Origin of the sequence: Pseudomonas sp. 3HC3, assembly GCF_044904505.1 — a bacterium.
GTDB classification, from domain to species: domain Bacteria; phylum Pseudomonadota; class Gammaproteobacteria; order Pseudomonadales; family Pseudomonadaceae; genus Aquipseudomonas; species Aquipseudomonas putida_Y.
This window is the reverse complement of record NZ_JADDRH010000001.1, coordinates 763,942-773,546: the sequence shown is the minus strand read 5'-3', so window position 1 is coordinate 773,546 and position 9,605 is coordinate 763,942. Positions and strand designations below refer to the sequence as shown.

Genomic DNA, 9,605 nt, shown 5'->3' with positions numbered 1-9,605 from the left:
AGGCAAGGCGATTAAGGTGCTGCAAGACAACCATCACAGGAGGTGTCAGATGCGGGTTCTACTGGTCGAGGACGCTCCAGGCCTGGGTGAAGCGGTGCGCGAGCAGATTGCCGATGATGGCCACGCCGTCGATTGGGTACAGCGCTTGGACCACGCGCGCAACAGCGTCCGCAGCACGCCTTACGACTTGATCTTGCTGGACCTGATGCTCCCGGACGGGCGCGGGTTGGATTTTCTGCGTCAACAACGCTCGGCAGGAGACGTGACCCCGGTGATTATCCTGACCGCCCAGGATCAGATTTCCGATCGTATCGCCGGCCTCAACGCCGGTGCCGATGACTACCTGGTCAAACCGTTCGACCTGTTTGAACTCTCGGCCCGCGTGGCAGCGGTGGGGCGGCGTTATAGTGGCAATCCCAATCCACAGATCAAACTCGGTGATTTGCAGGTCGACATGAGTGCCCGCACGGTGCAACGGGGCAGTGCCACGGTGGACCTCACGGCGCGGGAGTGGGCGCTGTTCGAGGCGTTTGTGCAACGCCCCGGCGCGCTACTTTCCAAGTCGCAGCTCGAAGAGCGGCTGTATGCTTTTGGCGCCGAAATCGAGAGCAATACCATCGAGGTATACATCAGCCGTCTGCGTAAAAAACTCGGACGCGAGCTGATTGAAACCGTGCGAGGCATGGGTTACCGGTTAATGTCCGCATGAAGCCTTCTTCGAGCCTGCAAATACGTCTCGGTCTAGGGCTGACGCTTGGTATGACTTTACTCTGGCTGGTGGCGACAGTGGGTGCCTGGCTAGTGGTGCGGCATGAGTTGAACGAAGCGTTCGATAGCGCGTTGGAAGAAACTGCACAACGCATTCTGCCCTTGGCCGTGCTGGAAATCAGCAACCGGGAAGAATCCAGCACAGCCCAACACGTCGCGACACTGAAGATGCACAAGGAATACCTGACTTACCTGGTGCGCGATGCCAAGGGCAAGATTCTGATGCAATCTCACGACGCCAACCCGCAGATTTTCAACCGACAACCGACTGAAGGCTTCTCCACTTCTGAAAAGTACCGATTGTATGGCGCTAGCGCATTGCGTCAGACGCTGTTCATCGAGGTGGCCGAACCGCTTGGTCATCGTCGTGAAGCCGCGCGGGAGGCCTTGTTTGCGTTGTTGTTGCCCCTCATGGTGTTGATTCCTGTCAGCCTGGTGGGCACCTGGTTATTGGTGCGTTTCAGCCTGCGCAGCGTGCTGGCTTACCGTCGTGCCATTGAAGCGCGCGGTGTGGGTGACCTGTCTCCGATCAAGGTGGAGCACCTGCCTGCAGAAATCGATCCGTTGGCTGAGGCGGTCAATCACCTGCTGGAGCGCTTACGCAATGCCCTTGAGGCCGAGCGCAGCTTTACCGCCAACAGCGCCCACGAACTACGCACACCATTGGCCTCGACCCTGGCGCAGATCCAGCGGTTACACCACGAAGCGCCGGAGGGGCCGCTGCGGGTGCGTGCGCAGAAGATCGAGCACGCGTTGCACGAGCTTTCAAGGCTTTCAGAAAAGCTCATGCAGTTGGCCAAAGCCGAGGGCGGCGGGCTGTTGTCCGAAACGCCACAAGACCTGATCCCGTTGCTTGCCCATGGCGTGGACGAGTGGAACCAACGCAGCGGGCAGCGCATTGAGTTGCAGTTGCCAAGCCAGACCAGCGTGTATTCGATCATTGACCCGGACGCCTTTGGCATCCTGCTGCGCAACCTGATTGAGAATGCGCTGAAGTATGGTGCAATGGACCAACCGGTCGAAGTCAGCCTCACCGAGCAGGCACAGTTGCGGGTAGTCAATAGCGGCCCGGCGGTGCCGCAGTCTGTATTAGAGCACCTGACCGAGCGTTTTGTGCGCGGTCACAGTGAGATCAGTGGTTCGGGGCTGGGCTTGGCGATTGCCAAAACCATCGTGCAGGGAGTAAACGCGCGAATGAAATTGGTCTCCCCGGCAACAGGTCGACAGGATGGGTTTGAAGTCTGCATCTGGTTACCGCTTGCCCCATCATGAAAGTCCATGAGGCTCGCTATCAGGCGCTCAGCACTCGTTTCAACACTTCGTAAATCCTGGCATCAGCCGATTGGGCAACGTTGAAACGGATGAAATCACCCGCAGTCATGGACTGGCTAAACGCATTTCCGGGCGCCAGCACTACACCTTCATTCAAGCAAGCCCGGGCCAGCGTGGCTGCATCCGTGCCTTGAGGGAGTTGGCACCAGACATACATGCCTGACTGGGGCGTTATCCAGGGCTTGATACCAACGGCCCTTAGTTTCGCTACCGTTCTCTCCATGGCCTCGGCCAGCCTGAGGCGAACGCTTTCCATGTGTTTGCGGTACCCGCTATCGGTAATCGCCAGATGGATGATGTCCGCGGCCAGGCGGCCACCCCCGAATGTAGTCGCAATCTTGAGATCGACCAGGCTCTGGATCCAGTCACTGCGAGCCGCGATGTAGCCGCATCGAATCGACGCGGAGATGGTTTTGGAAAAACTGCCTATCTGGATGACACGAGAGAGACCATCGAAGGCAGACAGCCGTGGCGCTGGTGCATTCTCGAAATCCCCGAAGATGTCGTCCTCTACAATCACCAGGCTGGAGTTGTCGGCCAGCTTCAGCAGCCTGTGCGCCGTGACCGGAGACAGGGTGGCGCCGGTTGGGTTATGGATGCCTGCATTTGTTATGTACAACCGGGGAGCATGCGCTAGCAGGGCAGCGCCAAAAGCATCGATGTCCGGGCCCGTTGCCGTATAGGGTACGCCTACGATGTTGACCCTGTGTGCTTTGAGCAGTGCGTGAAAATTGAAATAGCAGGGATCGTCGACCAGCACGGTGTCCCCCGGTTCCAGCAGAAAACGGCAGATCAGGTCGATGGCGTGGGTGCCGGACTCCGTGAGCATGATCTGCTCAAGAGGGGCTTCGATCCCGATGCCTGTCAGCCTTCGTGACAAGAATTGCCTGAGTGGCAGATGCCCAAGCGGTGAGGCGTACTCAGTCAGTTTCAGCGTGTCAGAACGGGCAACGGTTCGAAGCGCTTTCCGCAAGCCCGCTTCGAACATCCAGGAAGGAGGTAGCCACCCGCACCCCGGTTTCAACGCATCGCTAGCGGTTTCAAGCGACTGGCGGGAGATCCACAGCGGGTCCACTTCACGATCAAGCCTGGGGCCGAGTTCGGTGAGTACCAAGGGCGCCACTGGTCCGGCTACGTAAAAGCCGGAGCCAGGGCGAGAATTGAGTACACCCTCTGCCATCAACCTTTCATAGGCCTCAAGAACCGTAGAAACCGACACTTGCATGGTCTGCGCCATAGCGCGGACCGAGGGAATTCTCGCGCCTGGTGTGTAGGTTCGAGAGGCGATCCGCGACTGGATTTCACCCATGACTGTTCGAATTCGCGTTCCGTCCCGTTTCATCGCACCCTCAACTGTGCTGGAGTTATATGCATAACAGTTTGGTTTAAGTGTATTGGATTGTACATGGCCTGGGTGAGCCTGTCGGTGATGTACTGAGCCTTGGCTTATCGAGGACTTACCGATGGAAAAATCAGCAAGCGGGTGGATCAACGGCTTCATAGGCGTCGCCATCTTTGCGGGTTCGTTGCCGGCAACCCGAGTGGCAGTGGCCGACTTCGAACCGACGTTCCTCACCTGTGCGCGAGCAACCATTGCCGCCATGCTGGGCGCGCTTTTTCTGATCGTGCTACGCCAGCCTCGACCCAAACGTGAGTACTTGTCGCCCTTGGCTGTAACAGCGCTCGGCGTTGTTATCGGTTTCCCGCTACTGACAGCATTTGCCCTTCAGCACATCAGCTCTGCTCACTCCATTGTCTTTGTCGGGCTCCTGCCATTGTGGACCGCAGGCTTTGCCGTTCTGCGGGGCGGTGAACGACCTCGGCCATTGTTCTGGCTGTTCTCGTTGACAGGTGCCGGGTTGGTCGCTGGCTATGCCTTGATGAACGGAGGTGAGGCATCGGCGGTGGGCGATCTGCTGATGTTGGCTGCGGTTGCGGTCTGTGGGTTAGGTTATGCCGAAGGCGCGCGTCTGTCGCGGACATTGGGGGGATGGCAGGTGATCAGCTGGGCATTGCTGGTAGCGTTACCGTTCATGCTGCTGCTGACGGTGGTCAATCTTCCAGCCCCTGATGACTTTGCCAGGGTAAGTGCCCCTGCGTGGCTCAGCTTTGGCTACGTTTCACTGTTCAGCATGCTGATCGGGTTTGTGTTCTGGTACCGAGGGCTCGTCCAGGGGGGGATTGCGGCTGTGGGCCAACTGCAACTCTTTCAGCCGTTCATGGGGCTTGGGCTGGCAGCGTTGCTTCTGCACGAGCATGTCAGCTGGACGATGCTGCTCGTGACGCTGGGTGCTGTCATCTGCGTTTACGGGGCTAAGAAATATGCCTAAGCACAGCGTCATGCCCTGTCAAACAAGGTTGGATGTAGCCCGGCGCCGTCTGACGCCGGGCTGAATTGCATCAGAAAGGCTTGGTAGGCAGGTACTTGCCGTCCAGGGTGATCACTGCGCGGTGGCCACCGTCTGGGTCTTCGACTTTCTTGATGTCCAGCTTGAAGTTGATGGCGCTGATGATGCCGTCGCCGAACTTCTCGTGCACCAGCGCTTTGAGGGTGGTGCCGTATACCGACATCATTTCGTAGAAACGGTAGATGGTCGGGTCGCTCGGCACGCCGTCGAAGAAGCTGCCGCGGATAGGCATCGATTGCAGCAGCGCGACTTGATCAGCATCGAGGCCGAGTTTCTCGCCTACGACCTTCGCGGCGCTTTCAGGCAGCGGATGCTGGCCGAGCAGCGCTGCTGTAACGAAAGCTTCGGACAGGCCGGTGCCTTCAACGATTTCGGCGAAGGAGAGGTCTTTGCGGGCCTTGGCCAAAATGATGGTTTCGGTCAGTTCCTGGCGAGCAGTGCGGGTAGCTTGAGTCTGGATCATGGTGAATCTCCTGGGTAGGCAAAGGTACAGGTAAGGTTTCAGGCAACGTGCCTGGCTTGCTGGGAAACGGCGTGGACTTCCGGGTTTGCTGCGAGAGACACGAAGGTCCCGGTACTGCCATCAAAGGCGTCGATGCATCCGGTCTCGATGTCATAAATCCAGCCATGCAGGGTCACGCGGCCTTCTTCGAGCGCCAGACGCACGGATGGGTGGGTCTGGATGTTGGCCAACTGCGCGATGACGTTTTCGCGCACCATGGCAGCGACTTTGCTCGGCTTGTCCGGGTGCTGACGGGCTTCGTTGACCACCTTGGCCGAGTCGGCGTACCGCAACCAGCCGGCCACGGCGGGCATGTGATCCAGGCACTTGCAGGTGGCAATGGCGGTCATCGCGCCGCAGTCCGAGTGGCCGCAGATCACGATGTCTGCGACGTTGAGGCCGGCCACCGCGTATTCGACCGAAGCCGAAACGCCGCCCGGTTCCGGGCCATAGGAAGGCACGATGTTGCCGGCGTTGCGGATTACAAACAGATCGCCTGGCTCGCGCTGGGTAACCAGTTCAGGCACCAGCCGGCTGTCCGAGCAAGAGATGAACAGTGCCTTTGGGCTTTGTTGGGTGGCCAGGTCCTTGAACAGTTTGACCCGCTCCGGGAAGGCGTTTTGCTGAAATTTCAGAAAACCGTCGATGATCGCTTTCATGGTGGCTGTCTCGATGTCGCTGGGTGTGAGACAAAGATTAAGCACCGCATGACATAAGGTAAAAGTCTCATTTATTATGCATGCAATCAGATAATCTTATGAGTAAGGCCATGCTCGCTCGACATATCCAGTACTTTCTTGCGGTGGCGGAGCACCTCAGTTTCACCAAGGCTGCAGCGGCGCTGCACGTATCTCAGCCAGCCCTTTCCCAGCAGGTAAGGCAGTTGGAAGAAAGTCTTGGCGCCCAGTTGTTCGACCGCTCAGGCCGCACAACCCGTTTGACGGATGCCGGAGACGTCTATCTTCACTATGCGCGCCGTGCTCAGCAGGAACTGCGGGAAGGTAAGAGTGCCATCCATGACGTGAGCGACCTCAGCCGCGGCTCATTGCGCGTAGCCGTCACACCGACATTCACGACCTATCTGGTGGGGCCGCTGATCGAGGCGTTTCACTTCCGGTATCCAAACATCACCCTCAACCTGAAAGAGATCTCTCAGGAGCGCATCGAGGAGCTGCTTTTGGCGGGAGAACTGGACGTAGGTATTGCGTTTGATGAAATAAACTCACCGGACATCGAGGCCGTTTCCTTACTGAGCGAAACCCTCGCTTTAGTGGTGAGCCGCAGACACCGCCTGGCCGAGGAGCGGTCCATTGCATCGCAGGCGCTGAGTGCTGAGTCTATGGTTCTGCTCAGCCCAGAGTTTGCCACTCGCGAACAAATTGACCGCTACTTCCGCAAACACGACATTCGCCCGCAAGTGCAGATGGAGGTCAATGCCCTTGGCGCAGTGATTGAAATCATTCGCCGGACGACGCTGTCGACTTTATTGCCTGCCAAAATTGCCTTGGCCCATGACGATCTGGTGGCCATCACGCTGGAGCCAGAACGCTTGCAGCGAACGGCCGTACTCATGCGGCGAAAAGAGGCCTTTTTGAGCGCAGCCGTGCGCGTGTTCATTGAGCTGGCTAAAGAAGTATCCAGCGATCTTGAGGCGTGAGGCCGCGTACCTACAACGCGATCTCCACCACTATGATTAACCCGGTGATCGTCGAGACCATGGATCTTCGTGCTGGAACTGATACCGCCGCTCGGCGCGGTCAGGACTGAGGTCGCGGTTGAGGACGGCCTGAGCACGATGGGCTTCTGGCAAACAAAAAAACCCGACCCTCTATGTAAAAGAATCAGGTTTAGCAGGACCTACAGGCCCAGTTCAGTCAGGCCTGGGTGATCATCCGGCCGGCGACCCAGTGGCCAGTGGAACTTGCGCTCGCTTTCCTTGATGGGCATGTCGTTGATGCAGGCGAAACGGCGGTGCATCAAGCCATCGGCTTCAAACTCCCAGTTTTCGTTGCCGTAGGAGCGGAACCAGTTGCCCGAATCGTCGTGCCACTCGTAGGCGTAACGGACGGCGATGCGGTTGTCGGTGAAGGCCCAGAGCTCTTTGATCAAGCGGTAGTCCAGCTCTTTCTTCCACTTGCGAGTGAGGAAGTCCTGAGCTTCTTCACGATTGTTTGCAAACTCGGTACGGTTACGCCATTGGGTGTTCGGCGTATAGGCCAGTGCAATCTTTTCGGGTTCGCGAGTATTCCAACCATCCTCGGCGAGTCGGACTTTTTCAATCGCCGATTCGCGAGTGAAAGGAGGAAGTGGCGGACGAGTGTGTTCGTTGGACATGGTGGTGCCTCCAATCTTCTGGATGGTTAAGTTGAGTGGGTGTTGCTTTAACGTCAAACGCTTGCGTGCTGTACGTCCTTGAGTAATATCTTTGCGATTTCTCTTGCACTATCGAGAACGGTGTAGTCACCCATGACGTGGGCCACGGTTATCGTGCCCTCTATCATCAAAAAAAGTTGCTTGGCCAAGCCAGCCGGATCGTTAATCCGTAATGCGTTGGTCAGCTCTAGCGTGTAGTCCAGCAGCTTTTGTTTATGCAGTTTTGCGATCTGCCGAACAGGATCGTCTGCGTCACCAACCTCTCCGGCTGTGTTGATGAACGCACATCCGCGAAAATCGTCAGACTCGAACCAACTTTTGAGTACATCAAAAATTCCAAGGATGCGCGCTTCTGGCGTCTGCGCTTTTTCGCATTCACTTCTAAACCATTTCATCCAGCGTATATCGCGTGCATTGAGTGCCGCTGCGGCTACGTCGTCTTTATTCGCAAAATAGCGATAAATACTTTTACGTGCTACGCCCGAGGTCTTTACCAGGAGGTCCATGCCCGTGGCATGAATCCCGTTTTCGTAAATAAGCTTCTCGGCAGTCGCCAGGATTTTTTCGCGTGTATCGGTCATTGGCTTATCCATGTAGCCAGAGTAGAACGACCGTTCTCCCTGGTCAAGCATCTCTTGAAATTATTCGATTGCGCGCAAGCGGGGCGCCGCCATGCTTTCGATCAGGGGGGCTGGCTTCCCGTTGATCAGTCGCGCTCCAGTTCGGCGAAGCGGCTGGACAGCCAGGCGTGAAGGTGCCTCGCCGCAGGCGACAACTGCTTGCGGTGTGGGCACACCAGACTCAGCGGCATGGCCGGCCCGGGGTGATCCTGCAATAGCACGACAAGCCTTCCTGCCAGTACATCGTCGCTCACATCCAGCCAGGACTTGTAGGTTATTCCTTCGCCGGCCACGGCCCAGCGCCGGGCGATATCGGCGTCATCGCAGAGCAGGGCGCCACGCACCTGGACGGTCTGCGTTCCCAGTTGCCATTTGTCGTAGACCCGGCCCTGCTGCATGTACAGCAAGCACTGGTGTTCGAGCAGGTCTTCAGGGGCTTGCACGGTGCCTTGCTGCGCCAGGTACTCGGGCGAGGCCACCAGTACCTTGCGGTTCCAGGGCGCCAGTGGCAGGGCTATATAGTTGGCGTCGGCGTTAAGGCCATAGCGGATGGCGATATCTACTGGATCGCGAAAAAGATCGGCGATCTGGTCGGAGAGAAACAAGCGCAGGTTCAACTGTGGATGCTCTCGGCGAAACGCCGTGAGCCAGGGCAACAGCACGTTGCGTCCCAGATCGGAGGGCGCGGCCACCTGCAAGGTTCCGCTGAGCTGGGCGCTTTCCTGACGCAGGTTGTCGCGCCCGTGCCTGAGGGCTTCCAGGGCGACAAGGGCCGAGGGCAGGTACTGCTCGCCCTCGGCTGTCAGGCGCAAGCTGCGTGTGGTGCGGGCAAACAATCGCACATCCAGTTCACGCTCCAGGCGCTTGACTGCCTCGGCTGCCTGGCCGGGCAGCAGCTCGGCCTCGTGGGCCGCCGCGGTAAAGCTGCCCAGCGCGGCACTGCGAACGAAGATGCCCAGGTCGTCGAGACGGATCATTATCACTCCTGCAGTGAAAGTGTTGACGGGCAGGGCCCGTTTTTTCCGGCCGCCTGGCACGCCAGACTCAATGCCAAATCAAACCACATTCAGCAGTGAGTGCCTATGAGAGCGATCAGTTACATCCACAAAGGCATGCCTATCGAAGACCCTGCGTCTCTTCAAGACATCTTTATGCCCAAACCCAGCCCTGGGACCAGGGACCTTCTGGTCGAGGTCAAAGCCGTGTCGGTTAACCCTGTCGACACTATGGTACGCGCCGAAACTTTCACGGGAGAGCCGAAAATACTCGGCTGGGACGCGGCCGGAATCGTCCGCGAGGTCGGGTCCCAGGTGACCCTGTTCAAGCCCGGATATCAGAGTCGCCAGCCTCATCAATGCCGCCAACATGCGCCGTGCCCATGAGCTGGTCGAGAGTGGCAAGGCGCGCGGCAAGATCGTCCTGGAAGGCTTCTGAAACCCGTATGACATACAACGGCGGACCGGCCGATCCGGCCCACCAGGAACAAGCAGGGTTAAACGAACCGTGTTTTTCTGCGCTGCGCATACTCACGGCGGCACGCCCGGTGAAAACGCATGCACACCTTGAAGCAGGCAGTACCGCGCCTGCGCCTTGCAACTGACC

At 58.1% G+C, this 9,605-nt stretch carries 11 protein-coding genes and 1 pseudogene; 5 read left to right on the top strand and 7 right to left on the bottom strand.

What is annotated here, in order from left to right; translation table 11 throughout:
• Positions 1 to 49 precede the first annotated feature (49 nt).
• Positions 50 to 709, top strand: coding sequence for a response regulator transcription factor (locus tag INQ47_RS03775; RefSeq protein ID WP_021782917.1), 660 nt, complete (start codon positions 50 to 52; stop codon positions 707 to 709).
• Positions 706 to 2,040 (top strand): ATP-binding protein, encoded by a 1,335-nt coding sequence (locus tag INQ47_RS03770; protein ID WP_404701127.1) that lies wholly within the window; start codon positions 706 to 708, stop codon positions 2,038 to 2,040. Before INQ47_RS03775 ends, INQ47_RS03770 begins: the two co-directional genes overlap by 4 nt.
• 19 nt (positions 2,041 to 2,059) lie before the next feature.
• Here the strand turns inward: INQ47_RS03770 and INQ47_RS03765 are convergent, their stop codons facing one another.
• Positions 2,060 to 3,442 carry a PLP-dependent aminotransferase family protein gene (locus INQ47_RS03765; RefSeq protein WP_339534504.1) on the bottom strand — a complete coding sequence of 461 codons (1,383 nt, stop codon included), beginning with the start codon at positions 3,440 to 3,442 and terminating at the stop codon, positions 2,060 to 2,062.
• Between the two features lie 121 nt (positions 3,443 to 3,563).
• Between INQ47_RS03765 and INQ47_RS03760 the strand changes: the two genes are divergently transcribed.
• Positions 3,564 to 4,430: a DMT family transporter gene (locus INQ47_RS03760; RefSeq protein WP_404701126.1), complete on the top strand. Its 867-nt coding sequence runs from the start codon at positions 3,564 to 3,566 to the stop codon at positions 4,428 to 4,430.
• 70 nt (positions 4,431 to 4,500) lie between these two features.
• Here the strand turns inward: INQ47_RS03760 and cynS are convergent, their stop codons facing one another.
• Positions 4,501 to 4,971 carry a cyanase gene (cynS, locus tag INQ47_RS03755; RefSeq protein ID WP_252460869.1) on the bottom strand — a complete coding sequence of 157 codons (471 nt, stop codon included), beginning with the start codon at positions 4,969 to 4,971 and terminating at the stop codon, positions 4,501 to 4,503.
• 38 nt (positions 4,972 to 5,009) lie between these two features.
• Positions 5,010 to 5,669: a carbonic anhydrase gene (locus tag INQ47_RS03750; RefSeq protein ID WP_252460871.1), complete on the bottom strand. Its 660-nt coding sequence runs from the start codon at positions 5,667 to 5,669 to the stop codon at positions 5,010 to 5,012.
• Between the two features lie 110 nt (positions 5,670 to 5,779).
• On the opposite strand from INQ47_RS03750, the gene cynR reads away from it, so the two are divergent.
• Positions 5,780 to 6,667 carry a transcriptional regulator CynR gene (gene cynR / locus INQ47_RS03745; RefSeq protein ID WP_252460872.1) on the top strand — a complete coding sequence of 296 codons (888 nt, stop codon included), beginning with the start codon at positions 5,780 to 5,782 and terminating at the stop codon, positions 6,665 to 6,667.
• Between the two features lie 200 nt (positions 6,668 to 6,867).
• Here the strand turns inward: cynR and INQ47_RS03740 are convergent, their stop codons facing one another.
• From INQ47_RS03740 to INQ47_RS03730, 3 genes are all read right to left on the bottom strand, one after another.
• Positions 6,868 to 7,344, bottom strand: a complete 477-nt coding sequence (locus INQ47_RS03740) for a nuclear transport factor 2 family protein (RefSeq protein ID WP_252460873.1) — start codon at positions 7,342 to 7,344, stop codon at positions 6,868 to 6,870.
• A gap of 53 nt (positions 7,345 to 7,397) precedes the next feature.
• Positions 7,398 to 7,964 carry a TetR/AcrR family transcriptional regulator gene (locus INQ47_RS03735; RefSeq protein ID WP_404701125.1) on the bottom strand — a complete coding sequence of 189 codons (567 nt, stop codon included), beginning with the start codon at positions 7,962 to 7,964 and terminating at the stop codon, positions 7,398 to 7,400.
• A 125-nt stretch (positions 7,965 to 8,089) separates the two neighbouring features.
• Positions 8,090 to 8,980, bottom strand: a complete 891-nt coding sequence (locus tag INQ47_RS03730) for a LysR substrate-binding domain-containing protein (RefSeq protein WP_404701124.1) — start codon at positions 8,978 to 8,980, stop codon at positions 8,090 to 8,092.
• A 105-nt stretch (positions 8,981 to 9,085) separates the two neighbouring features.
• Here INQ47_RS03730 and INQ47_RS03725 point away from each other — a divergent pair.
• Positions 9,086 to 9,334 (top strand): annotated as a pseudogene (locus INQ47_RS03725) (alcohol dehydrogenase catalytic domain-containing protein); the annotation flags it as partial.
• Here INQ47_RS03725 and INQ47_RS03720 read toward each other — a convergent pair.
• Positions 9,324 to 9,533, bottom strand: a complete 210-nt coding sequence (locus INQ47_RS03720) for a hypothetical protein (RefSeq protein WP_404701234.1) — start codon at positions 9,531 to 9,533, stop codon at positions 9,324 to 9,326. The pseudogene INQ47_RS03725 and the gene INQ47_RS03720 overlap by 11 nt on opposite strands.
• Positions 9,534 to 9,605 lie beyond the last annotated feature (72 nt).

Coding starts and splice junctions, on each gene's coding strand:
- INQ47_RS03770 (WP_404701127.1), top strand. CDS start 706: ATGAAGCCTTCTTCGAGCCTGCAAATACGTCTCGGTCTAGGGCTGACG.
- cynS (WP_252460869.1), bottom strand. CDS start 4,971: ATGATCCAGACTCAAGCTACCCGCACTGCTCGCCAGGAACTGACCGAA.
- INQ47_RS03775 (WP_021782917.1), top strand. CDS start 50: ATGCGGGTTCTACTGGTCGAGGACGCTCCAGGCCTGGGTGAAGCGGTG.
- cynR (WP_252460872.1), top strand. CDS start 5,780: ATGCTCGCTCGACATATCCAGTACTTTCTTGCGGTGGCGGAGCACCTC.
- INQ47_RS03760 (WP_404701126.1), top strand. CDS start 3,564: ATGGAAAAATCAGCAAGCGGGTGGATCAACGGCTTCATAGGCGTCGCC.
- INQ47_RS03730 (WP_404701124.1), bottom strand. CDS start 8,980: ATGATCCGTCTCGACGACCTGGGCATCTTCGTTCGCAGTGCCGCGCTG.
- INQ47_RS03765 (WP_339534504.1), bottom strand. CDS start 3,442: ATGAAACGGGACGGAACGCGAATTCGAACAGTCATGGGTGAAATCCAG.
- INQ47_RS03735 (WP_404701125.1), bottom strand. CDS start 7,964: ATGACCGATACACGCGAAAAAATCCTGGCGACTGCCGAGAAGCTTATT.
- INQ47_RS03740 (WP_252460873.1), bottom strand. CDS start 7,344: ATGTCCAACGAACACACTCGTCCGCCACTTCCTCCTTTCACTCGCGAA.
- INQ47_RS03750 (WP_252460871.1), bottom strand. CDS start 5,669: ATGAAAGCGATCATCGACGGTTTTCTGAAATTTCAGCAAAACGCCTTC.